The 24,660-nt window shown below is 69.8% G+C and carries 19 protein-coding genes; 11 read left to right on the forward strand and 8 right to left on the reverse strand.

Going from position 1 to position 24,660, the window contains the following annotated elements:
- Positions 1-869: 869 nt before the first annotated feature.
- The 9 genes from ABEA87_RS27995 to ABEA87_RS28035 all read left to right on the forward strand — a co-directional run bounded on the left by ABEA87_RS27995 (position 870) and on the right by ABEA87_RS28035 (position 14,116).
- A complete protein-coding gene (locus ABEA87_RS27995) occupies positions 870-2,696 on the forward strand; it encodes a glycoside hydrolase family 30 beta sandwich domain-containing protein (protein ID WP_345634564.1) in 1,827 nt (608 codons plus the stop codon).
- A 157-nt stretch (positions 2,697-2,853) separates the two neighbouring features.
- Entirely contained in the window at positions 2,854-4,245 is a 1,392-nt protein-coding gene (locus ABEA87_RS28000; RefSeq protein ID WP_345634566.1) for an endo-1,4-beta-xylanase, read from the forward strand.
- 299 nt (positions 4,246-4,544) lie between these two features.
- Positions 4,545-5,609, forward strand: a complete 1,065-nt coding sequence (locus ABEA87_RS28005; protein ID WP_345634568.1) for a GDSL-type esterase/lipase family protein — start codon at positions 4,545-4,547, stop codon at positions 5,607-5,609.
- A 44-nt stretch (positions 5,610-5,653) separates the two neighbouring features.
- The gene (locus tag ABEA87_RS28010) at positions 5,654-6,964 is read left to right on the forward strand and encodes an extracellular catalytic domain type 1 short-chain-length polyhydroxyalkanoate depolymerase (protein ID WP_345634570.1); all 1,311 of its coding nucleotides are present in this window, start codon (positions 5,654-5,656) and stop codon (positions 6,962-6,964) included.
- A 530-nt stretch (positions 6,965-7,494) separates the two neighbouring features.
- Positions 7,495-7,617: a hypothetical protein gene (locus ABEA87_RS28015; protein ID WP_345634572.1), complete on the forward strand. Its 123-nt coding sequence runs from the start codon at positions 7,495-7,497 to the stop codon at positions 7,615-7,617.
- 732 nt (positions 7,618-8,349) lie between these two features.
- On the forward strand, positions 8,350-10,098 hold the full coding sequence (locus ABEA87_RS28020; RefSeq protein WP_345634574.1) for an AMP-binding protein: 1,749 nt from the start codon (positions 8,350-8,352) through the stop codon (positions 10,096-10,098).
- 27 nt (positions 10,099-10,125) lie between these two features.
- Complete coding sequence (locus ABEA87_RS28025; RefSeq protein ID WP_345634576.1) at positions 10,126-11,454, forward strand: condensation domain-containing protein; 1,329 nt, start codon at positions 10,126-10,128, stop codon at positions 11,452-11,454.
- Positions 11,451-12,797 carry a condensation domain-containing protein gene (locus tag ABEA87_RS28030; protein WP_345634578.1) on the forward strand — a complete coding sequence of 449 codons (1,347 nt, stop codon included), beginning with the start codon at positions 11,451-11,453 and terminating at the stop codon, positions 12,795-12,797. Before ABEA87_RS28025 ends, ABEA87_RS28030 begins: the two co-directional genes overlap by 4 nt.
- Positions 12,794-14,116 carry an MFS transporter gene (locus ABEA87_RS28035; protein WP_345634580.1) on the forward strand — a complete coding sequence of 441 codons (1,323 nt, stop codon included), beginning with the start codon at positions 12,794-12,796 and terminating at the stop codon, positions 14,114-14,116. The genes ABEA87_RS28030 and ABEA87_RS28035 overlap by 4 nt, the downstream gene beginning before the upstream one ends.
- Before the next feature lie 11 nt (positions 14,117-14,127).
- Here the strand turns inward: ABEA87_RS28035 and ABEA87_RS28040 are convergent, their stop codons facing one another.
- The 7 genes from ABEA87_RS28040 to ABEA87_RS28070 all read right to left on the reverse strand — a co-directional run bounded on the left by ABEA87_RS28040 (position 14,128) and on the right by ABEA87_RS28070 (position 21,821).
- The gene (locus ABEA87_RS28040) at positions 14,128-14,268 is read right to left on the reverse strand and encodes a hypothetical protein (protein WP_345634582.1); all 141 of its coding nucleotides are present in this window, start codon (positions 14,266-14,268) and stop codon (positions 14,128-14,130) included.
- 57 nt (positions 14,269-14,325) lie between these two features.
- Positions 14,326-15,327, reverse strand: a complete 1,002-nt coding sequence (locus ABEA87_RS28045; protein ID WP_345634584.1) for a LacI family DNA-binding transcriptional regulator — start codon at positions 15,325-15,327, stop codon at positions 14,326-14,328.
- On the reverse strand, positions 15,312-16,361 hold the full coding sequence (locus ABEA87_RS28050; protein WP_345634586.1) for an alpha/beta hydrolase: 1,050 nt from the start codon (positions 16,359-16,361) through the stop codon (positions 15,312-15,314). Before ABEA87_RS28050 ends, ABEA87_RS28045 begins: the two co-directional genes overlap by 16 nt.
- Positions 16,358-17,194, reverse strand: a complete 837-nt coding sequence (locus tag ABEA87_RS28055) for an ATP-binding cassette domain-containing protein (protein ID WP_345634588.1) — start codon at positions 17,192-17,194, stop codon at positions 16,358-16,360. Before ABEA87_RS28055 ends, ABEA87_RS28050 begins: the two co-directional genes overlap by 4 nt.
- The gene (locus tag ABEA87_RS28060) at positions 17,191-19,197 is read right to left on the reverse strand and encodes a dipeptide/oligopeptide/nickel ABC transporter permease/ATP-binding protein (protein ID WP_345634590.1); all 2,007 of its coding nucleotides are present in this window, start codon (positions 19,195-19,197) and stop codon (positions 17,191-17,193) included. Before ABEA87_RS28060 ends, ABEA87_RS28055 begins: the two co-directional genes overlap by 4 nt.
- Positions 19,194-20,144, reverse strand: coding sequence for an ABC transporter permease (locus ABEA87_RS28065; RefSeq protein WP_345634592.1), 951 nt, complete (start codon positions 20,142-20,144; stop codon positions 19,194-19,196). Before ABEA87_RS28065 ends, ABEA87_RS28060 begins: the two co-directional genes overlap by 4 nt.
- Positions 20,145-20,252: 108 nt before the next feature.
- Entirely contained in the window at positions 20,253-21,821 is a 1,569-nt protein-coding gene (locus ABEA87_RS28070) for an ABC transporter substrate-binding protein (protein WP_345634594.1), read from the reverse strand.
- Positions 21,822-22,494: 673 nt separating this feature from the next.
- Between ABEA87_RS28070 and ABEA87_RS28075 the strand changes: the two genes are divergently transcribed.
- The gene (locus ABEA87_RS28075; RefSeq protein ID WP_345634596.1) at positions 22,495-23,502 is read left to right on the forward strand and encodes an AraC family transcriptional regulator; all 1,008 of its coding nucleotides are present in this window, start codon (positions 22,495-22,497) and stop codon (positions 23,500-23,502) included.
- Here the strand turns inward: ABEA87_RS28075 and ABEA87_RS28080 are convergent.
- Positions 23,481-23,648 carry a hypothetical protein gene (locus tag ABEA87_RS28080; RefSeq protein ID WP_345634598.1) on the reverse strand — a complete coding sequence of 56 codons (168 nt, stop codon included), beginning with the start codon at positions 23,646-23,648 and terminating at the stop codon, positions 23,481-23,483. The genes ABEA87_RS28075 and ABEA87_RS28080 overlap by 22 nt on opposite strands.
- 206 nt (positions 23,649-23,854) lie before the next feature.
- Between ABEA87_RS28080 and ABEA87_RS28085 the strand changes: the two genes are divergently transcribed.
- The gene (locus ABEA87_RS28085; RefSeq protein WP_345634600.1) at positions 23,855-24,256 is read left to right on the forward strand and encodes a low temperature requirement protein A; all 402 of its coding nucleotides are present in this window, start codon (positions 23,855-23,857) and stop codon (positions 24,254-24,256) included.
- The last annotated feature ends 404 nt before the right edge of the window (positions 24,257-24,660 follow it).

The following is a 24,660-nucleotide window of genomic DNA, read 5'->3' on the forward strand; positions in this document are numbered from 1 at the left end:
CCAGAAGTTCCTGCTGAGGACGGGCAACGCGGCCGGCGTGATCAGGGTGTCCAGCCTGAAGTCCGGCAACCTGGCCGACTGGCGGGACTGGACGACCCCGACCCTCACCGGCGGCACCCCGACCTCTGCCCCGCCGACCTCCGCCCCGCCGACCTCCGCCCCGCCGACCTCCGCCCCGCCGACCTCCGCCCCGCCCACCTCCGCCCCGCCGACCTCCGCCCCGCCGACCTCCGCCCCGCCCACCTCTGCCCCGCCGGCTAGCTGCACTGCGAGCATGGTCGCGGGGACGGTGTGGGGTGACCGGTACAACACCGCCGTGAATGTGACCGGCTCCAGTAACTGGGTCGTCACGGTCACCATCACTGCGCCTCAGAAGATCAGTTCGACCTGGAACATCTCCGCGAGCTGGGACAGCAGTGGGAACGTGATGACGGCTCGTCCCAACGGCAACGGGAACTCGTTCGGCTTCACCACGATGTTCAACGGCAACACGGGTGCCCGTCCACGGGTGAGCTGCCGGGTCGGCTGACCACAACATCGACCCTTCTGGCGTGTGCGGGCAGAATCCACCCGCACACGCCGGCGGCGCCCATCAACGACGACACCACCCGCATCAGTCCGTGACGTATGCATGGCCGCCGACCGGCTTTCACCGACGGCGGCGCCCGGAGCTCCCGGCGGCGACTCTTGAGAGCCGGCGCCGCGTAGCGGACCGCGCCGCCCGACCACGGGAGACGGGCGCGGGCCGCGAATCCCGGAACCATCCGCGATGGCGCCGATTGCCAGAGGCGCCGAATACCCAGGTATCCCATCGGTGACCACAGCCGTCGGGCCGAGAGCCCGGCGGGGGAGAGGATCTGGAGGCTCGTATGCCTCGAACCGCACGTCGTATCCGGTCCATCGCCGCCGCCGCAGGGGCGGGGCTCGTCGGAATCGGCGCGGTCATCGCGGTCGGCCAGCTGCCCGCGAGCGCCGCGTCGACGGTGTCGGTCAACGGCGCCACCACGTACCAGACGATCGACGGCTTCGGTGTCTCCGAGGCTTTCGGTCAGGCCGACTCGATCCGCAACCTCGGCACCACTGCCCGGCAACAGGCGCTGGACCTGCTGTTCAGCCCGACCAACGGCGCCGGGTTCAGCATCCTGCGCAGTCTCATCCCCGCCGACGCCAACAGCATCGAACCCCACGCCCCGGCCGGCCCGTCGGCGACGCCGACGTATGTCTGGAGCGGCGGGGACGCCCAGGATCAGGGGCAGCTGTGGCTGGCCAAGCAGGCGAAGAACGGCTACGGCCTCACGACGTTCTACAACGACGCGTGGAGCGCGCCGGGCTTCATGAAGACCAACGGCAGCGATGCCAACGGCGGCTCGCTGTGCGGTACCCCGGGCGCGTCGTGCGGCAGCGGCGACTGGCGGCAGGCCTACGCCAACTACCTGGTCCAGCACACCCGGTACTGGGCATCGGCCGGGATCACGCCGACCGCCGTCGGGTTCGTCAACGAGCCGTCCTTGACGACCACCTACTCAAGCATGTTGGTCAACCCGGCACAGGCCGCCAGCTTCCTGTCGGTGCTCGGCCCGACCATGAGCGCCTCCGGGCTGTCCACCGAGGTCGCGTGCTGCGACACCGTCGGGTTCAACCTGCTGCCCAGCTACCTCAGCGCGATCTCCGGTAACTCGGCTGCCAACGCGGGCACCGGACTGTTCACCAGCCACGGCTACGGTGGCGCGCCCGCGACACCGCTGGGCACCGGTAGCCGGCACCTGTGGCAGTCCGAGTGGTCGGTCAACGGCGCCACCTGGACCACCGCGTGGGACAGCACCAACGAGGCCTCCGGCATCACCTGGGCGCAGCGCATCTACGCCGGTATGACCGGCGCCAACCTCAACGCGTTCCTGTACTGGTGGGGAATCAGCAACACCAGCCACGACAGCTCGCTGATCGGACTGAGTGGCTCGACGCTGACCCCGTCGAAGCGGTACTACGCCCTGGCCGGCTACAGCCGCTACATCCGCCCCGGCGCGGTACGCATCGCCGCCAACAGCGGGGACGCCAACCTGAAGGCCAGCGCCTACCGCAACAGCGACGGGTCTGTGGTGATCGTGGTCCTCAACACCGCGACCACCGCCATCTCGACCAGCTACACGCTCAGCAACGCCGGACTTTCCAGCGGCACGGTCGCGCCCTACCTCACCAACGACGCCAACAACATGACCGCCCAGCCGACCGTGCCGCTGTCCAGCGGGACCTTCAACGCCACCATTCCCGCCCGGTCGCAGGTCACCTACCGCATCACCGGCGGACCCGACACGAGCCCATCACCCAGCGCCAGCCCATCACCATCACCATCACCATCACCATCACCGAGCAACCTACCGACCTCGGCACCACCGACCACTACGCCGCCCACCACCGCACCGCCGCCCAGCTGTACCGCGAGCATGGTTGCGGGCACGGTGTGGGGCGACCGGTACAACACTGCCGTGAACGTGACCGGTTCCAGTAACTGGGTCGTCACGGTGACCATTACCCCACCCCAGAAGATCAGTTCGACCTGGAATACCTCGGCCAGCTGGGACAGCAGCGGCAACGTGATGACCGCCCGGCCCAATGGCAACGGAAACTCGTTCGGCTTCACCACGATGTTCAACGGCAATACCAGCGCGCGGCCACGCGTCAGTTGCCAGGTCGGCTGACCGCAGAACGCCGGCGCTGCCCGCAGGCGCTGATGTGAGCGGTGACGATTCGCCCGCACCCGCCAGCGGCAGCCCGGCCGACTACAGCCGACATAGCACCTATCGCCGTCACCTCAACGGCTCGTCCTGCAACATCGCCTGACCCTGGAGGAGAACCATGAACCATCGAACCAGACCGGGGCGGAGTCGACGCCTGGCGCTCAGCCTGGCGGCCGCCGCCGCGGTGCTCGCCGCGTCCGGCGTGGCGCTGCTGGCGCCCGGCGCGGCGCAGGCCGCCAGCACCCTGGGCGCGCAGGCCGCCGCGTCCGGGCGGTACTTCGGCACCGCGGTAGCGTCGGGCAAGCTCGGTGACTCGACCTACTCGACGATCCTCGACCGGGAATTCAACATGATCACCCCGGAGAACGAGATGAAGTGGGACACCATCGAACCGTCCCGCGGCGCGTTCAACTTCGGCCCGGCCGACCAGATCGTCAACCACGCCCTGGCCCACGGGCAGCAGATGCGTGGCCACACCACAGTCTGGCACAACCAACTGCCCGGCTGGGTGAGCAGCATCACCGACGCGAACACGCTGCGCAGCGTGATGGACAACCACATCACCACCGAGATAAGCCACTTCAAGGGAAAGATCTACGCCTGGGACGTGGTGAACGAGGCATTCGCCGACGGCAGCAGCCAGCACCGCAGTTCGGTGTTCCAGAACGTGCTGGGCAACGGTTTTATCGAGGAGGCGTTCCGCACCGCCCGCGCCGCCGACCCGGCCGCCAAGCTGTGCTACAACGACTACAACATCGAGAACTGGACCGACGCCAAGACCCAGGGTGTCTACTCCATGGTCCGCGACTTCAAGGCCCGGGGCGTACCCATCGACTGTGTCGGTTTCCAGAGCCACTTCGGCTCCGGCGGTCCACCGGCCAGCTTCCAGACCACCCTGTCCAACTTCGCCGCCCTGGGAGTGGACGTACAGCTCACCGAGCTGGACATCGCGCAAGCGCCCTCGGCCGCGTACACCAACACCGTGACCGCGTGCATGCGCGTGGCTCGCTGCGCCGGCATCACCGTGTGGGGCATCCGCGACAGCGACTCTTGGCGTAGCGGGGAGAGCCCGCTGCTCTTCGACGGCAGCGGCAACAAGAAGGCCGCCTACAGCGCGGTGCTCTCCGCATTGGGCACCGGTACCCCGGTGAGCAACCCGCCCACCACCGCACCGCCCACCTCCGCCCCGCCGACCTCCGCCCCGCCTACCACCACCCCACCCACCTCCGCGCCGCCGACCGGCTGTACCGCGAGCATGGTCGCGGGCACGGTGTGGGGCGACCGGTACAACACCGCCGTGAACGTCACCGGCTCCAGTAACTGGATCGTCACCGTCACCATCACTGCGCCCCAGAAGATCAGTTCGACCTGGAACATCTCCGCGAGCTGGGACAGCAGTGGGAACGTGATGACGGCTCGTCCCAACGGCAACGGGAACTCGTTCGGCTTCACCACGATGTTCAACGGCAACACCGGTGCCCGTCCACGCGTCAGTTGCCGGGTCGGCTGACCGTAGAACCCCGCCATCATCTTCAGATTCACCGGCAACAACGGCGCCACCAACCCGACCGTGGTCGGCTGCGCCCGTCCTTGATCCGACTGGCCGCCCGTGAGGGGTCCACAGACCCGGGCACTTCGCGGGCGGCCGGGTCCGGGAGCGTCTGGGTCGGCGGGGGGCGACCCGTGTCCGGCCGCACGATCTCCAAACGAGAGCCGCCCGACAGCCGAGCCTGTCATGAATATCGGCGGTGCCGGTCGGCGGCTGCACCGGACCCACCAACTGAAGTTCGAACTTTACGGAGGTGAATCATGAGCACACGTCGTCGGTGGATGGCAGCGGTCGCGGCACTCGCCGTCGCCGCGGCCGTGCTGATCGGCATCGGTAATGCGAACGCCGAGTCCAACGGTGGGACCAGGGTGATGCCGTTGGGCGACTCGATCACGGACGGCCTGACGGTGCCCGGCGGGTACCGGATCGGTCTGTGGCAGCGTTTCCAGACCGGCGGGTACCGGGTGGACTTCGTCGGCTCCCTGGCCAACGGGCCGGCCAGCCTGGGAGACCACGACCACGAGGGCCACTCGGGCTGGCGCATCGACCAACTCGATGCGAACATCGTGAGCTGGCTGAACGCCTATACGCCGCACACCATTCTGCTGCACATCGGCACCAACGACATCGCGCAGAACTACAACCTGTCAAGCGCCCCGGCCCGACTGTCCACATTGATCGATCACATCACCGCGACCGCACCGAGCGCGGAGGTGTTCGTGGCCACGATCATCCCGTTGGGCTCGGCCAGCCTGGAGACCAACGTCCGCACGTTCAACGCGGCGATCCCGGGCATCGTGCAGGGCAAGGTGAGCGCCGGCAAGCACGTGCACCTGGTGGACATGCACAGCGCGTTGACCACCGCCGACCTGGCCGATGGCGTGCATCCCAACGCCGGCGGATACGAGAAGATGGCCGCCACCTGGTTCAGCGCGCTGACGTCGGTGCCGGGCAGCATCGGCAGCGCCGGCGGCCCCAGCCCGAGTCCGACTTCGACCACCGCGTCGCCTACCACCCCACCCACCTCCGCGCCACCGACCTCGGCCCCGCCGACCGGCTGCACCGCGAGCCTGACTGCGGGCACGGTGTGGGGCGACCGGTACAACACCGCCGTGAACGTCACCGGCTCCAGTAACTGGATCGTCACCGTCACCATCACTGCGCCCCAGAAGATCAGTTCGACCTGGAACATCTCCGCCAGCTGGGACAGCAGCGGCAACGTGATGACGGCTCGTCCCAACGGCAACGGCAACTCGTTCGGCTTCACCACGATGTTCAACGGCAACACCGGCGCCCGTCCACGCGTCAGTTGCCGGGTCGGCTGACAACAGACACCGACCAGTGCCCCCACAAGGAAGGAGTTTCTGAGGTGAGACGCCTCTTGAGAGCCTTGGTGGTCGCGGCCGTGGTGCCGCTGGCCGCCGCGGCCGTGCTGCTCGGCGTCCGGCCGGCGGCCGCCGCGTCGCTGACCCGGGTGACCAATTTCGGCAACAATCCCAGCGACCTCAACATGTACATCTACGTGCCGGACCGGGTCGCCGCCCACCCGGCCCTGCTGGTCGCCATCCACTACTGCCAGGGCACTGCCTCCGCGCTCTACAGTGGATACTTCCACGACTATGTGACCGCAGCGGACCAGTACGGATACATCATCGTGTTCCCCGAAGCCACCCGCAGCGGGCAGTGCTTCGACGTCTACTCGCCGCAGGCCCTGACCCGGGGTGGCGGCAGCGACCCGGTGGGCATCATGTCGATGGTCACCTACGCCGAGCAGCGCTACAACGTGGACACCGGCCGCGTGTTCGTCAGTGGCGTGTCCTCCGGCGCCATGATGACCAACGTGATGGCGGCGGAGTACCCGGATGTGTTCAAGGCGGCCTCGGCCTTCATGGGCGTGCCGGCGACTTGTTTCGCGACCGGCAGCAGCACCAACACCTGGAACAGCCAGTGCTCGGGCGGTCAGATCAGCAAGACCGCTCAACAGTGGGGCGACGCGGCCCGGGCGATGTACCCCGGCTACTCCGGTGCGTACCCACGGATGCAGCTGTGGCACGGCACCGCCGACACCACGCTGAACTACAACAACTTCGGCGAAGAGATCAAACAGTGGAGCAACCTCAACGGGGTCAGCCAGACCTCGGTGATGACCGACTCGCCGCAGTCCGGCTGGACCCGCACCCGGTACGGCAATAACACCACCCAGGCCCCGGTCGAGGGGATCAGCGTCGCGGGCGCCGGCCACGAACTGCCCAGGTCCGGCATGGTCGCCTACGCCATCAACTTCCTCGGCCTCAACAGCACCGGGTCGACCGGCGGTCCCACCACCCCGCCCGCGACGCCACCTACGACCCCACCTACCACCCCACCAACCACCCCGCCAACCACCCCACCGACGACTCCGCCAGCCGGTGGCAGCTGCACCGCGACGCTGTCCGCGGGCACGGTGTGGAGCGACCGGTACAACCTCGGCGTCACGGTCACCGGCTCGAACACCTGGATCGTGACCATGACAATGCCGCCCCCGGAGAAGATCATCGCTACCTGGAACATCAGCCCCACCTGGGACTCCACCGGAAACGTGATGACCGCGAGACCGAACGGCAGCGGCAACACCTGGGGCGTAACCATCCAGCACCACGGTAACTGGACCTGGCCGACGGTCACCTGTCGCACCGCATAAGCGCAGCCCCAGCCGAATTGTGGCGAGGCGAGCACAGACCCAGTCGGCACCCCTGAGCGGCGCCGTTCCGGTGGTGTGGCCACACCGGAACGGCGCCATCCTGTTGTCGGCATCCCCCGTTGCCCGGCCCCGCCGGCTGCCAGATCCCCAGCGGATCAGCCCTCGCGGCGGAGCGCGGTAGCGATGATTCCCGAGCTTCCGGCGCGCAGGGCCTGCCCGCACCTTCAGCGGCGGACGCTCCACGGCGGCGGCGCGTAGCTGTGCGGCTTCGATGCCATGCCGGCTCACGAGCTCAACCCACGCCTCCCAAGCCCGGCGCGCGGTCGCTGGACGGCCCTCGCGGGCGGGGCGATCAGGCATCGGCCGAGATCGGTCGTGCGACTGGGCGGGATCGCCGATCCAGGGCAGATCGCCTGCCTCGACATCCGCGGGCCTGAACGCCCGGGCCGCGTTCTTCAGAAGTACGGCCCTGGCTGATCGCGAACAGCGGCGAGCGACGCGTGGGGTGTGCACCGACCGTACCGGCTCAGGTGAGCATCGCCGGGCATGTCTCCCTTCAAATTGCCGCCGTGGACACTACGAACTGGGAGTGGACCTCCCGCCCCAGCCCGCTGGTCACCGCAACGATCACCGAACTCGCCCTGATGATCTGACCTCGGACCTCGCCACCGGCACAACGTGTGGTCCGATCCGATCGTGCAACAGCGCTTCCGGGAGAGCCGGTCCACCCCGTAACAGGCGCGGGGTCCCTGACCACCCGTGCCGCGGGGTCGGCAGAAGCTGGATAGCGGCGCCGCGCACATGGGATTGAGCGCGGCGTTGAGTCGCGCCTAGCGTGAAACCGCGGTGCGTTGACGCGCCGAGCCGGTGATCCGCCCTGTGAAGAGGCCGCGGGGCGTGGGTAAAGCGTCGCACGAATTGTGGGCGACATCCACATCGCGATGTTCGCAATTCTGGTTCAGAGAGATCCATATATGCAAGATTGCTTGTTCCGAGAATGGTGATGACTGCACCAGAATTTCCGAGGGGATGACTCGCTATGCCCGACAACGGCCGAGCCGGCCGATATCTGCTGGTCAGGCCTTGGGGCGTGCGCCGTGTTACGTCGTTGATCGGGATGTTACGGGTGCCGTGGAATCTGCAGAAGGTGGATAGCGACGCCGCGCACATGGGATTGAGGGCGGCGTTGAGTCGCACCTAGCGTAAACCGCGGTGCGTTGATGCGCCGAGCCGGTGATCCGCCCTGTGAAGAAGTCGCGGGGCGTGGGTGAAGCGTCACGCAGTAGTTCGGGATACATGGATTCGTGAGACCAGGAATGGTAATGACACCATCAGAATTTCCGGGGGAATGACTCGCTATGCCTGACAACAGTAATGAATGGACTGTGCCCGCCCAACTCCGGCACCGGGCGGCCGAGCGTCCGCAGGACATCGCGCACCGCGTGGTCGGCGGCGAAGATCTGACGTTCGCCGATTGGGAGGTCGCGTCCAACCGGGCCGCTCACGGTCTTATCGAGCGCGGGGTCCGCCCCGGCGAACGGGTCCTGTTGCCGTGCTCCACGGGCACCTGGATCGACTACGCCGTGGCCTGGGCCGCGGTGCTCAAGGCCGGTGCGGTCGCCGTACCGCTTCACCAGTCCGCCGGCGCCGAGCGGATGGCCAGCACGGCTCGGGAATCCGGTGCGGTCTGCGCCGTCGGAGGCGGTCCGGTCCCACTGCCGGACACGCCCCAGTACACCGTGGCGGTGCTTGCCGACGGGCAGCCGACGGGATCGGTCGATGTTTCATGCTCGGCCGGTGACGACGCCGAGATCATTTACACGTCGGGGACCACGGGCGTACCCAGAGGGGTCGTGGCAACGCACGAAAACCTCCTGTACCCGCTTCGCGGCTCGCGCGCCCGGCAGGCTCGTACGGCGCTGCACGCGTTGCCGCCCGCCACGACCGTGGGCCAGGGGCTGCTCATCCAGCCGCTGTGTGTGAGTCCACATCGGACATTCACGCTGGGGCGATTCGTTCCGGCCGAATTCCTGGCCGCCATCGAGGATCAGCGGCCGACCGATGTCGTACTCGTGCCGGCCATGGCGATCGCTCTGGTCAACGCCGCGACGGCCGGAGAACACGACCTCGGCTGCGTACGTCAGGTGCGGACCACCAGCGCGCCGATCCATCCGGCGACCCTGGAGGCGCTCGCCCGGCTCTTCCCGACCGCACGGATCCGCAACGTGTACTCGACCACGGAGTGCTGGCCGCGCCGGCTCGCCACCGACTTCGACCGCACCCGCCCGACCTCCCTCGGCCGGCCGGCCGAGGGCTCCGAGGTCCGGATAGTGGACGGCGCCGGTGACGTGGTACCCGCGCGCACGGCTGGCGATGTCCAGCTTCGCAGCGAGGCGCCGCAGCGCAGGTACGACGGGGAGGACCTTCGCTCGGCGGTATTCCTGCCCGGCGGCTGGACCCGGACCGGCGACGTGGGCCTGGTCGACGAGGACGGCTACTTCTACCTCGTGGACCGCAATCCCGACCTGGTCAACAGCGGCGGCACGAATGTGTCCACACTGGACGTCGAGGCGGCCGCCATGGCGTATCCCGGCGTGATCGAGGCCGCGGTCTTCGGCGTGCCGCACCCGGTCCTCACCGAATCCGTGGTGGCAGCCGTCCGGACCCGTCCGGGCCTCGACCCGGCGGACCTGGCGGAACACCTCAGGCGGGCCAAGGGATCCGCCGCCCCCCAGCGCATCGTCGTCGTCGAGGACCTGCCGCGCAACCTGCTGGGGAAGATCGACAAAAAGCAGCTCCGCAAGGACTTCGTGGCCGGTACCACGGCCGGTGGGTACGAGGCCCCGAGTACGGCGACCGAACAGCTCGTGGCGGGGCTGTGGGCCAGCGCCCTGGATCTCGACCGCGTCTCGGCCGCCGACGACTTCCTCCAGATCGGTGGATCCTCGCTGACGGCGATGGAGGTCGTGGCACAGGTGACCGGGCAGCTGGCCAAGCGGGTGACCGTTCGCGACATCCTCGACGCCCCGACCCTGCGCGCGTTCGCCGAGCGGGTGGACGCCGCACCGGCGGTCAATCCGGACGATGAGGCGATCGTCCCGGTGGCGGACGGATCCGTCACGGCGCCGCGCTGACCCGTCTCACTCAGAGGAGGAAATACGATGTCTGTCAGCACTACGGATGGCACGCGGACCTTTCCCGCGTCCTACGCGCAGGAGTCGTTCGTCATGTCCGGCGGTGCCGTCCACGAACAGTCGGCAATCAACGTGCCGGCGGTGGTCCGGATCGGTACGGACGTGGAACTGGCCCGCCTCCAGCAGATCCTCGATGCTCTCGTCGCGCGGCATAGCGCCCTGCGGACGGTACTCATTCGCACCCCGGATGGGCGCGTCCGGCAGCGGGTGCAGCCTTCGGGAGCGCTTCCGTTGACCGTGATCGAGCACGACGGGAGCCTGGACAGCCAACTTCCGCGGCTGTTGCTCGCCGGATCCGAACGTCCATTCGTCCTGGAGAATTCCGCGCTCGCGCGGGCGGAGCTGCATGTGCTCGCCGGCCAGCGAGTGCTGGTCATCTGGCTGCACCACGCCGTGTCCGATCTGGTCTCGGTCAAGGTCCTCGCCGATGAGGTCCAACGGCTGTGCCGGGGCGCGGCCCCGCCGCCGACGGGCCTGCCCCTCTCCGAGGTCGCGCAGCAGGAGCGGGCGACGCGGGCCACGGCACGGCAGTGGAGGTACTGGACGCAAGCGCTGTCCTCCGCGGATCAGCACCTCGGCATGGCGTACCCGGCGGGCACTCCACACTGGACGGTCCGTCCCGCGCTGCCGCGGCTGCCCGGCGACGTTCTCGACGCGCTGGAGCGGCTGGCCGCCGCTCACCGCACCACGCTGACGACGGTACTGGCCGCCGCGGTGATCGGCGCGCACGCCGGTGCGGCTAACAGCGACAGGGTCGTCATCGGCCTGACGGTCAGCAACCGGGAACGTCCCGGGCTGCGTTCCACAGTCGGCTGCCTCGCCGATCAGATCCCGCTGGTGGTCGACATCGGCGGCAGGCCGAGCTTCCAGGAGCTGGTCGGCCGGGTCCGCGAGGGGTTGCTGGACGCGTACGACCATCGCTTGCCCCTCGGCCTGCTCCTTCCCCTGCTCGACCGCCGGACACCGCCGGTGTTCGCGGTCAACCTCAACTTCCTGCCGCCGGGCAGGGGCGGTGCGGACCCGGAGCCCGGCGGCGGCGTCGAGCTGCCCTTCGGCATCACCAAGCGGCGCAGCGACCCGTGGTGGCTGGGCGACGCGGTGCTGGCCTACCGACCCCGGATCGACTCGTGCGGCCTGGGCGGCGAGATCGAGGGCGACGCCCACCTGCACGGACCGGAGCGGGTCCACCAGCTCGCCGGACACTTCGCCACCGTGCTCGCCACGGTCGCGCGGACACCCGGCGTGGACGTGCGCGAGCTGACCGCCGCAAATCACGATCGGGAGACTGGACAATGACCCAGATCATCGACGACATGCTGCGCCGGCCGGCCAGCTACTACCAGCGGGACTGGGTGCTGGCCTGCCGTGACGGCCGGTCCTTCTACAGCACCCCGCTGGGCTGGGACCTGCGCGGCCCGCTGGACACCGATGCCCTCAGCCGCGCGCTCGACGACCTGGCCGGGCGGCACGACGCGCTGCGTATCGCCTTCCGGCGCCGACACGACGACGTCGACCAGTTGGTGGCCCCCCGGGTGGAGGTGGAGCTGGGCCACCTCGACCTGTCCGGCTCGGCCGACCCGTCCGCCGAGCTGGAGCGGCGCATCATCGCGGAGGCCGAGCGACCGCGGGCGCTGGACCGCGCGCCGCTGTGGAACGTCCTGGTGGTCAGGATGGGACCTCGGCACCACGTGCTCGCGATGTTCGTCCACCATCTCATCTTCGACGGCTGGTCGCATGGCGTGCTGCACGACGAACTGGTCAGGTGCGTGCGGGCGGCGGTGGTGGGGCGCGCGCCGAGGCTTCCGGACCTGCCGCTGCAGATCGGCGACTTCGCCGCCTGGGAACGCGGGCGGCGCCACGCGGACGCGGAGGCCTGGTGGCGCGAGAAGCTGCGCCTCCTGCCGCCACTGTGCGCGGTTCCGCCGCTGGGTGGACGGTTCATCTCCTGCCCCCTGCCGGAGGTCCCGGCGGGTACCGCGCACGCGCTGCGCCGCCTGGCCGGCGCCCACGCCGTCGGGCTCAACACCGCCCTGCTCGCCGCCGTCGTCGCGCAACGCCGGTACGCCGTAGGCGATGACGTGATCATCGGCGTGACCCGGGCCAGTCGGGAACGGCCGGAGCTGCACCGCGTCGTCGGCCCGCTGCTCGACCACGTGCCGGTCCGGGTGGACGTGTCCGGGCACCTCACTGTCGGGCAACTGCTCCAGCGGGTGCATCGGGCGCACCGGGACGCCACAGCGCGGGCACTGCCACTGGGGCTGGTGCGGCAGGTCGTCGCGGAGGACCTCAGCGCCCGCGGCGGCCGGCTGTTCGACACCAGGTACAACTACCTGCCCAACAGCTCCAGCGGCGAGGCCGTGGTGCCGACGCCCGACGGCGAACTGCGGATCGCGGTGCGGGGGATCGATCCGGTACGGCTGGCCCCCCGCCACACCGAGGACCATCCCGAGGTGCTGCCGCTGTCCTACATCCTGCGGCGGGGACCCGACGGCCGGATCGCCGGCGAGCTCTGCGGGCACGACGGCGTGTACCCGCGCCACGACCTCCGGGCGCTGGCCGACGATCTGACCGCGATGCTGCACCGGTTCGCGGCGTGCGACGGAAACCGGTCACTGCCGCGGCTGCGAGATGCCGGATGACCCGCTCCGTGGCCGCCGGTCGGATCGGCGTGCCGGCACGCACCGGCCTGCCCGCCGGCGCGGTGCTGGCATCGCTGGCGAACGTCATCGTGCTCGGCGACGCGACCATCGCCACCATCGCCCTGCCGTCCATCAAGGACGCTCTCGGGATGTCCGCGGCCCAGTTGCCGTGGATCGTCAACGGCTACAGCCTCGCCTTCGGCGGTTGCCTGATTTTCGGCGGGTACGCGGCCGACCGGTTCGGTCCCCGGCGGCTGTTCGCCGTCGGCATGGTGCTGTTCGGGTTGGGATCGGTCTGCTGTGCCCTCGCCGGTACCGGTGGCCAGTTGGTGGTCGGCCGGATCGTGCAGGGCGTCGGTGGCGCGCTGTTCAGCCCGGCCGCGTTGACCGTCGTCAGCCGCGCCGGCTCGGCCCGGCAGAGGACCCGGGCGCTTGCGGTGTGGAGCGGGGCGGGCGCGTGCGCGGTGGCGCTCGGCCCGGGGATCGGCGGCGTGCTCACCGGTACGCTCGGCTGGCACTCGGTGTTCTGGCTGCCGGCCGTGGCGTGCTGCGTCGTGGCGTTGGCCGGGGCGCGCCGGCTGGGCGGCGCCACCGGGGGAGCGCAGCCGGAGCCGGGTTCTGCGGCACCGGCTCTCGCGGCGAAGTTTCCGTCGGCGCGGGTGCTGACCGCGTGCGGGGTGCTGGCCCTCGGCTCGGCCGCGCTGGTGGCCGTCAACTACTGCTGCACGCTGTGGCTGCAGGAGGTCCTCGGGCTAAACCCGATCCGGGCCGGTTTCGCGCTCAGCCCACTGAGCGTCGGCATTGTCGCCGGCTCGATGCTGGCGCCGGTGCTCATGCGCCGCGCGGGGGAACGCATGGTGGCCGCCCTCGGGCTCGCGGTCGCCGCCGTGGGCGCCCTGCTGCTGGTGACGACTTCGCCCCGGGTGGCGATGCCCGTGCTGTTGCCCATCCTGGGCGTGCTGGCGCTCGGCTTCGGTGTGCAGTCGGTGCCGGTCAGCGCGCTGGCCACCGCTGTTGCCCGTCGACAGGGCCTCGCCTCGGCCGGATACCAGACGGCCGGCCAGCTCGGCGGGGCCGCGGGCCTGGCGCTGCTGGCGTCGCTGGCATCCTGGCGTTCGGCCCGCCTACCCGTCGGTGGTGACCAGGCGCTCGTCTCCGGCTACCACCTCGCTTTCCTGGCCGGTACCGCCGCCCTGACGCTCGCCGCCCTCCTGGTCGTCGGGTTGGGTCGGGAGCCCGATCTCCCACCGCCGCCGGGCGAGCCGGACGCCGTCCACGCTCGCCTCCCCGAGGGCCACCGCGGTCTGCGCGGTGAGTGAGAGTCGCACCCTCACGACGACATGCTCACCCTGCACAGGTGCACGTCGACGTCGGCGGTGCCGTGCAGGCGGGCGCTGCCCGGCGCGTCCCGTCGCACGCTGGCGCGGATGTCCACGTTCTGGTCGAAGCGGTGTCCGCTCGACGGCGGCACCGCGCCGAACGCCGTCGCGGATGCTCCTCGCGATGCGGCCTCGTGGGCGGGCCCCGGTCAGGTGCTCTCCCGCACCACCAGTTCGAGTCCGAGCACGATGCGCTGGATCGGCTCCGCGGCACCCCGTACGGCGTCTCGCAGCAGCCGGGTACCCAGCCGCCCGGACTCCTCGAACGGTTGGCGTACCGTCGTCAACCCCGCCGTCTCCGCGACGCTGCCGTCGTCGAACCCGACGACGGCCAGATCGTCGGGCACCCGTACCCCGCGCCGGCGGCACTCCAGCAGCAGCCCGGCGGCGAGCACGTCGTGGTGGGCGAAGACAGCTGTCGGTCGTGGCCGCCTGGCCAGCACCTCGTGCAGCGCCTCCCGGCTGCCCGCGATGTCATTGCTGGTGAGCACCGTGTGAACGGCGTCGGGATCGCCCCCGGCGTCGGCGACGGCCCGCCGGAAGCCGCGGTTGCGCCGCTGGCCCTGAGACAGGAACGCGAACGACTCCTGCGGCTCCTGGACGAAGGCGAAGGACCGGTGGCCCCGCTCCAGCAGGTGCCGGGCCGCCATCGAGCCGCCCTCGTCGTCGTCGATGTTGACCGTGCTGAACTCGGCACGCGAGCTGTCCACCAGTACCGTCGGCAGCCCGCGGGTCAGCAGGTTGTCCGCCAGCGCGTCGTCCAGCGGCAGCCCCATGATGAGCAGCCCGTCCAACCGGCCGGTGGCGGGCAGCGTGCGCAGCAGCGGCGACATGCTCGCCGCCGCGGACTCGTGGTCGTACACGACGACGTCCCAGCTGGCCCCGTTCGATTCGGCCAGCACACCCATCAGCCGGCGGCGGTAGGAGTCGTAGGGCGTGAAGGGGGCCAGCACACCGATGCGTCCGACGCCCCGGCGTGCGTGGCTGACCGCCGCCGCCTTCGGCACGTACTCGAGCTCTTCGATCACCCGCAGCACCCGATCCCGGGTGCGGGGATTGACCCGGCCGGGACGGTTGATGGTCTGCGACACGGTCGAGATGCTGACCCCGGCGCGGGCGGCGACGTCGTAGATGGTCACTGGGTCGGCCACGGCGGTGCTCCCTTCCCTCGGTGGGGCGCGCCGCCCGTCCGCTCGTGCGCCCGCCGCACCGCCTCGGCCGCGGATCGCTGCCACTGCCGCGCGGGCGGCCACACCCGGGTGAGGAACGACACCCCGTGGATCGCGCCGGGGCAGGGTCGCAGGGTCACCGCCACGCCGGCCTCGGCCAGCCGGCGCGCGTACAGCTCTCCGTCCACCCGCAGGGGATCCATCTCGGCTGTCATGATATGCGCCGGCGGCAGGCCGGACAGGTCGGGCGCGGCCAGCGGTGAGGCCAGCGGCGCACGGGCTCGCTCACGGACTCGCTCGCCGCCCCGGGCCACGGGATCGGTTCCGGCCGTCGGGCCCGACGGGTCGGGACCATCCAGGTACCGGTTGACCGCGGCGATCAGCTCGTCGGCGTGGTGGCGGTCTGGGTCCGGGGCGCCCGGTGCGCACCAGCGGGTCAGGTCGAGGACCGGCACCTCCAGCAGTTGCAGGATGGTGTGCGGGCCACCCTCGGCCCGGCACTTCAGGGCCAGCGCGGCGACCAGGTTGGCCCCCGCCGAGACGCCGCCCACGGAGACCGACCCCGGGTCGATGTCCCACATCCCAGGGTTGCCGATCACGTGCGACAGGACCGCGTGTGCGGCGTCGACCGCGGCGGGGAACGGATGCCGCGGCGCGAGCGGGTAGTCGATCGCCAGGACGGCACACCCCGCCCGCAGGCAGCGGTACCGGCACATGGCGTCGTTCACCAGCTCGTCAACGGCGCCCAACCACCATCCGCCGCCGTGCAGGAAGATGTGGGCCGGCAGCGGGCGGCCCGTGCTGGGCCGGTACTCCCGGACCCGGACCGGGCCGGCCCCGGTGGGCACCGCGTGGTCGACGACGGACGCGACCGGATCCGGCCGGCGGCCGTAGCGCAGGTAGTTCAGGTCGGACAGGTGGCGCATGAACTGTCGCTGCTCCTCAAGGGTGAGAAAGTCCAGCGGCTCCCGGAGGGCACCGTCCAGGAACGCGCGGACCGGCGCGGCCAGAGTCATCGCTGCACCGCCGCGGCCTCGTACGCCTCGCGCCGCGCGCGCTGAGCCACCGGATCGGGGACGGGGGCGGCGGCCAGCAGCGCCCTGGTGTACGGGTGCTCCGGCGCCTCGCACACCTGCCCGGTCGTTCCGGTCTCCACCACCCGTCCCCGGCGCAGCACGACGATCCGGTGGGCGATGTGCCGGACGATCGCGAGGTCGTGCGTGATGAACAGGTAACTGACCCCCCGATCGCGTTGCAGCTGCCGCAGCAGGTTGAGCACCTGTGCCTGGATGGACAGGTCCAGCGCGCTGGTGGGTTCGTCGCAGACGATCAGGCGCGGCCGCACCATCAACGCGCGGGCGATCGCCACCCGTTGGCGTTGACCCCCGGAGAATTCGGCGGGGTACCGGTCCGCGACGTCCTCGGTCAGGCCGACGCTGCGCAGCGCCTCGGACACCGCCGCCCGAGCCGGCACCGGCTCGACGCCCCGGTGGGCGAGCAGTGGCTCGACGAGAGTCTGCCGGATCGTCCGGCTGGGATTGAGCGAGCCGTAAGGGTCCTGGAAGACGGCCTGGATGTCCCGGGTCAGCGCCCGGCGGCGGCCCGGTGGGGCGTGCGTGATGTCTTCGCCGGCGAAGGTGACGGTGCCGGAGGCGGCCGGGGTCAGTCCGAGTACGGCGTTGCCGACCGTCGACTTGCCGGAGCCGCTCGCGCCCACGAGAGCCACGGTCTGCCCGGCGGCGATGCACAGGCTGACCTCGTCGACAGCGGTGGTCGGCGCCCGGCGCCGACCGTGTCCATAGTGGACGACCAAATCACGCACCTCGAGCAGGAATTGTCCGTGTGTCATCGTGTCCCCACCTGTTCGGAACGGATGCACCGGGTCGTGCGGTCCGACCCGACATCTACCAGCGGGATCGCCTGGCTGCCGCAGACGTCTTCCGCGTACGGGCAGCGTGGCCGGAACCGGCAACCGGCCGGCCACTCCGAGGGCGCCGGTACCGTGCCCGCGATGGTGGGCAGCGCGTCCCCGACCGGCGCCACATGCGGATTCGCCCGCAGCAGAAGCTGCGTGTACGGGTGGCGGGGAGCCCGGTACAGGTCGGTCACGGCCGCCTGCTCGACGACCTCGCCCGCGTACATGACCACGGCCCGGTCGCACACGTCGGCCAGTACGCCCCAGTCATGGGTCACCAGGATGACCGCCGTGCCCAGGCGGCTGCGCAGATCCCGGAGCAGGGCGAGGATCTCGGCCTGGATGGTGACGTCCAGCGCGGTGGTCGGCTCGTCGGCGATGAGCAGCGCCGGATCGCCGGCCAGGGCAAGCGCGATCGACACGCGTTGCGCCATGCCGCCCGACAGCTCATGCGGGTACCGGCGGGCCACCTGCTCGGGCTCGGGCAACCGTACAGTCGCCAGCAGTTCGACCGCCTTCGCCCGGGCCTGGGCCCGGCCGACGTGGCGGTGGCGGCGGACCACCTCGGCGAGCTGGCTGCCCACCCGGAACGACGGATCCAGCCCGCTCATCGGCTCCTGGTTGATCAAGGCTATCCGGGAACCCCGGACCGCCCGGAGCTGCCGCTCCGGCAGGGCGGTCAGGTCGAGCCCGTCGAAGCGCGCGCAACCGCCGGTGACCCGGCCGTGCGGTGGGAGCAGGCCGAGCAGGCTGCGCGCGGTGACCGTCTTGCCCGAACCGGACTCGCCGACGATGCCGATACACTCGCCCGGCGACACGTCGAAGCTCACGTCCCGGACCGCCGTCAGCGGCCCTCCGGGCAGATCGAAGGCGACGGTCAGCCCACGCACCGACAGCAGCGCGGGGTGCTGCGCCGGCCCGGGCGGCGCGGTGGGGGAGGATCCGTGGCGCGGACCCGCCGGCCTGGCCGGCCGGGTGGGCAAGGCGGCGGCGGAGCGGGTCCGGTCCACGGCGGCGTCGTGCACCGCGTCGCCGAGCAGCCCCAGCGCCAGTACGGTCAGCGCGATGATCCCGCCGGTCGGCACCGCCAGCCACCCGTCCTGCCCGGTGACCGCGGCCGCCTCGCCGACCATGTTGCCCCAGCTGGGCCCCTGCGTCTCGGGCGCGGACAGGCCCAGGAACGACAGGGCGCCCTGGACGAGCACGGCGGTCGCGGCAAACAGGAACACCTGCACGATGATCGGGCCGGCCAGGCGGGGCAGGATGTGCCGCCACATGACGCGCAGCGGAGTGAGGCCGGACAGGCGGGCGGCCCGCACGTACAGCTCCTGGCGGACCGCCATGGTGACGCCCCGGGTGACCCGCAGCAGCAACGGGCAGCTGATGACGCCGAGCACGACCATCGTGGCCAGAGTCTCACCGGGGAAGACCGACAGGACCATCAGCAGCACGATGATGCCGGGCAGCGCGAGTAGCAGGTCGGACAGCCAACCGATGGTGCGATCGACCCATCCGCCGAAATAACCGGAGACCACCCCGAGCCCGATGCCGAGCACGGCGAAGACGACCACCGCCTCGACCACGCTGACCAGGGTGATCCGGCCACCGAGCAGCAGCCGGATCAGCACGTCCCGACCCAGGCGATCGGTACCCAGCCAGTGCGCGGCGCTCGGGCCGGCCAGCGCGTGGGCCAGATCCTGCCGTTCGGGGTCGATCGGCGCCCACCATCCGGCCGACAGCGACGCGACGGTCAGGGCGACCAGGTACGCCGCCGAGACCAGCCCGAGCGGCCGCCAGCGAAGCCGGCTGCGGGACCGGCGGGAGGCCGGTGCCGCGGCGCCCGGCGGCACAGCCACGGGTGCACCGGCGGTCGCCACGGCCAACCTGCCGCCGGAAAGGCTGAGGGACACCTCGCTGCGCTCGCGTTTCGTGTTCATGCGTCACCTACCTTCGGGTTGAGCCACCGGTAGGACAGGTCGACCAGCAGGTTCGCCGCGACGACGAGCACCGTGAAGCAGAAGGCGACACCGGTGATCATCGGAAGGTCATGGGTTCCGCTGGCGTACGCCGCCTGCTGCCCGAGCCCGGGTATCGAGAAGAAGCTCTCGATGACCACGGCGCCGCTGAGCAGGCTGACGAGCAGCAGGCCCAGCACTGTCACGACCGGACCGGCCGCGTTGCGCAGCGCGTGCCTGATCACTATCGACCGGGTGGACAGGCCCCGGGCGCGCAGCATCGTCACGAACTCCGCCGAGAGCACCTGCGTCATCGCGTCCCGGGTCTGTTTCGCGACGAACGCGACCCCGCCGGCCGACAGCGTCGCGACCGGCAGGACGAGGCTGTGCAGCCACCCGGTCACGCTCGCGCCCAGCGGCACATAGCCGCCCGGGGGGAACACTGTCAGCTTGAGTGCCAGCAGCTCGACGAGCAGCAGAGCCAGCCAGAAGTTCGGTACCGCGAAGCCGGCCAGCGCTGCGGCATCCACGATCCGCCCGACCAGCCCGGCCCGTCGGGCGGACAGCACTCCGAGCCCGGTGCCCACCACACCGGAGAGCAGAACGGTTCCCAGCGTGATGGACAGGCTGGGGCCGATCCGTTCGCCCAGCGCGTCGGTGATGCTCTGGCCGCTGAACAGATCGGTACCCAGGCTGCCGTGCAGGAGATTGCCCAGCCAGTGCCAGTACTGGGCAGGCAGGGGCTGGTCGATGCCGAGCAGGTGCCGCATCTGTTGGTACTGCTCGGGGCTGTAGGTGCTGCTCTGGTTGCTGAGGATCGCCTTGGCGGCGTCCCCGGGTGCGAGCGAGACGAGGACGAACGTCAACGCGGTGACGACGAACAGCAGGGCAGCCGACGACAGCAGCCATCGGAGTGCGGCTCGGAGCATCGGACACCTGGCCTCTGTAGTGGACGGGTGAGCGGGGGCGGGTCTTGCCGCGGCGGGGCGGTGCGCGGGAGCGGAGCGGCGGGACACCACCCCCCCGCTCCGCGCGTGCTACCCGGCGGTCCTGATCTCGTACAGCTCCAGCAGCGGTGCCTTGGCCGAGGTCCGTACGCCGGTGACCGTCTTGCGGGCGTAGTACGGCAGGCTGGTGGTCACCACGGGTACGAACCAGGCCTGGTCGGTGACGTAGGCCTCGACCTGCCGGTCGAGGGCGTCCCGGTCCGGGCCGGTGGCCCGCGCCGCCTGGTCGTAGAGGTTCTGCAGCGCCGGATCCGCGTGGTGCAGCGGGTTGAAGGCGGCCGAGGGGAGCAGTAGCGACGGCCCCTCCATCCAGATCGGCAACTGCCCGAACGCGGTCATGAATGCGGGGAACTTCCCGCCAAAGGCATCCGAGGTGTACTGGTTGGAGTTGGCATAGTCGGTGATCTCCAGGTTCACCCCGACCTGCTTCCACTGCTGCTTCAGCGCCTGCGCCATCAGGTTCAGCTGCTGGTACTCGGGTGTGACCATGCGCAGCGTGAACCCCTGCGGGTACCCCGCCTCGGTCAGCAGCGACCGGGCCTTGGCCGTGTCGTACGGGTAGGTCTTGTCCAGCGCGGGGTCGTACCCGTATCCGCCCGGCACCGTGATCTGGTTGGTCGGCTGGCCGACCCCGGCGAACAGGGCGCCGGCGATGGCGGCCCGGTCGGTCGCGTAGTTGAGCGCCTGGCGCACCCGTACGTCGGCGAGCGCCGGGGCCATCGTCCCGCCCCGATCGGCGAGAACGACACCGCTCCACAGCAACGGCGCGGCGGCCACCGTCAGGCCGGCCTGACGCGCCGCGGTGACCGTGGACGGGTCGCCGACGGCCACGTCCGCCTGGCCGGTGCGCACCGCATTGAGCACGGACTGCGGGCTGGTGATGACCCTGATGACCACCTTCGCCCAGTGCACCTGTGGCGGGTCGTAGTAGTGGGGGTTGGGCAGGTAGGTGTAGTGGTCGCCGGCGACGGTCTGCGCCGTATCGATCATGTAGGGGCCGGCCCCGGCCGTCTGCGTGCCGAGGGCGCTCGGAGACTTCAATCCGGTGCTGCTGATGACTCCACCGATGTTGTAGTCCTGGGTGAAGATTTCGGGAAAGTTCGGGTTGGCGGACTTGGACGTGATGGTGACGGTGGTCGCATCGGTCGCGGTGAACGTGTCGCCGGCGAGGAAGGACGCCATCTGGCCCGCCGAGGCCACGACGTACGTCAGGTGGTCGACGACGTTCTGCGCGGTCAGCGCGGTACCGTCGGAGAACTGCACCTTCGTGCGCAGGTGAAGCACGAACGTGGTGTTGCCCTCGCCGTGGTACTCCCAGGAGGTCGCCAGACCGGGGGCCAGCGATCCGTCCGACCGGCGAACGATCAGCGGTTCGTAGGCCAACTGTTCCAGCCAGGCGTTGTTCTGCACCGCCTTGGCCGGGTCGAGAGTCTGTGGCGAGACGACCGTCGCGACGGTCAGTGTCTTCGACGCCCCGCCGTCACTGTCTGATGTGGACGATGCCGAGCAAGCGGTCACCGCGAGCAGGGCGGCGGCGGACAGGCCGGCGAGTACCCGGAGCGCGCCGCCTGCCCTCGATGCCGTGAGGCCTGGATACATAACTCCTCCTCGTGGACGACTCGGCCGCTGGCACGGAGGGATCGCCAGCGGTGGGGGAGTGTTGGTTCCGGCTCCGCGATCGGTACCTGAGCGCCGGAGCCGATGTGATGTCGACGGGATGACGCCTGGAAACGGGCCATCGGGAGCGGCGCTGGCTCGACGCCCGGGCCGCCGTTGTGTGCCTCAGCCGAGGTGGTGGTTGCCTACTGTGACGGCTGTGCAAGCTCTAGGTAACACCCGTGACATCGAACCTGTCAAGCCCTTCACGCGAAGCACTTCGCAACCTATCCCGGCGCAGGGATGTCCTTAAGCGTGGAGTGCACGTAAATGACGACGCGTTAGGACGTTTTCCCTCGGAATACTGGCAAGACATCGGCCACCGCGCCGATTTTTGAAAACGCCATCTGATCTGGCAGACCGACCTCCTACCGCAGGTCGGGCCGTACGGCCAACCGGCGACGGTCGACCCGCCATCAGCAGTAGTTGATATCCCGATGGGGGTTGAAACTCGGCGACAGGATGGCACTATGGCTATATCCAGACCCGCTGTACCCGGATGGTTATCACGACATCGATACGAGCGATGCACGGTAGCAGGACCGCCGATCCGTCACGGCACAGCCTCCCGGTGCACTGATGGAGTGTCATGGCTGAACTTCCCTTAGATCGGCATGTGGTCCTGCGGTCTTCCGATCTCGACGAGACCAAGGGATGTGTCGCGCGGGAACTGGCCACCAGCCGGCTGGAGTTCGCCTCCAACGATCGTCACCTGGATGCACGGATCCACGCCGTACGGCTGCCCTGGGTCACCCCCATGTACATCGCATATGGCGGCGACATCACCACCGTCTCCGATGACGACAGGCCGTTCTTCTTCGTACAGGTGCCGGTCTCCGGTCGGGTGGACATCCGCACCGATCGGCAGGAGTTCGCCTCGACCGCCACGCATCCGTCGGTGGGGTCGCCGACCGGGCTTTTCACGATGCGGTGGCGCAGCGACTCGGCCGCGATGGTATTTCGTATCGATCGGATCGCGTTGGAGAGCGAGCTCGTCGACCTGACCGACATCCCGGTCGGGGAGCCGCTTCGGTTCGAGATCCGGATGGACGTCGCGAGCCGGCGCATCGCCAGTTGGGTCAACGTGGCGATGTTCTTCGCCAGCGAGTTGAATGAGCCCGAAGGGATCGTGCACAATCCGCTGATTGCCGCGGAGATGGAGCGCATCATCATGCGTGGGCTGCTGCTGTCCCAACCGCACACCTACACCGCAAATCTGGCGGAGGGTCTGCCGCAGGAGGCCCCATACCACGTCTCGGCGGCCATCGCGATAATGGAGCACGTCCCCGAGCGCCCACTCACCGTCGGCTCGCTGGCCCGGCGCGTCGGCGTGAGTACCAGATTGCTGCAGGAGTCCTTCCGCGAGTACCTCGGCGTCTCACCCATGCAGTACCTGCGCCATCTGCGGCTGCGCCGCGTCCGTGAGGATCTGGTCGCGGCCCAGCAGAGGGACGGGGTAACCGTCGCGGCGCTTGCCCATCGTTGGGGCTTCACGCACCTGGGCCGATTTGCGCAGGACTACCGGTCGCGCTATGGGGAGTCGCCGTCACAGACGCTGCGCGCACAACCGGGGGAGCCGGAGCCGGCCCCGGAGCCGGACGATCACGACCGGCGAGGATCGTGAGCGACGGTTGGTGGGCGCCTGAGACGTCCGCGCGGTGCGGTGTAGGCGCGCTTGACCAGGATGTCGTTGATCTGGTCGCCCGCGCCCCGGTGGCCGTCGAACTGGGCCAGCACGGCGAGGTGCTGTCGCAGCTGAATGATCGGCATGCGGGCCCTGTGCCGTGCCAAAACTCCGCACAGGGGCGTGGGCTGCTGTTTCGCGACAGTGATTCAGGATGAGAGGTTTCTGAGCGCCGCCCCCATGCGGTTCAGGTGGTACGAGGGAGATTGTCGATTCGCTCCATCGGAGTCAGGGCGGCGCAGAAGATGTGATGATGGGGCACTCTCGATCGCGGCGCCCTCGATCGGAGTTCTTGCGATCGAGGCCTGCTCTGCTGACCGAGGAGACCCATCGGACGACGCTTTTTGAGATCTTCTTCGATCTCGTGTTCGTCTTCGCCCTCACCCGGATCATCACGTTCATGGATCAGCGGCTCACGCCTCTCAGGCTGGCGCAGGGTCTACTCGTCCTGGCACTGCTGTGGATTTCGTGGACGACGTACACCTGGATGGGCAACTACGCCCGCGCCGACGTCGGCCGGGTTCGTACCGGGACGACGGTCGCGATGGGTGCTATGTTCGTCGCCGCTCTGGTGATTCCGGACGCCTGGCCGTCGCCCGGTGCACCCGGAAACGGACCGCTGGTCCTGATCGGCGCTTACATCGTACTGCGCTCGCCACGCTCGGCCTACTCGCCGCCTTCCTGCTCGCCCTGATCGGTTACGAATGGCTCAGTCTGCCCAGCCGCAACCCGCCCGGAGACGAAAAGCTCGCCGATCCCAGCGCCCCGTTGACGTGACACGCGGCGAGTTCGCCGCCTATAGCACCATCGGTGTGAGGGTGTCCCCAGCGAGGTGCCGCACGAGGGGACATAAAGGTAATCCGGCTTCGGGCGGGCGCTGGGGCCTTTGGATGGGGGACGTTGCCCCGCAGGCGGTGGGCAGACATCGGTCAAAGGGGGTAACGGTAGGAACCCCTTCACGCCGGGCGAGTTGCCTAGCCTAGAGGTATGGGCATGGACAACCGCAGCGAGGTACGCGCGTTCCTCACCTCGCGGCGGGCGAAGATCAGTCCGGAGCAGGCCGGCATCCCGGCGTATGGCGGCCGTCGCGTGGCCGGG

The organism is Rugosimonospora acidiphila (genome assembly GCF_039543385.1).
GTDB classification, from domain to species: domain Bacteria; phylum Actinomycetota; class Actinomycetes; order Mycobacteriales; family Micromonosporaceae; genus Rugosimonospora; species Rugosimonospora acidiphila.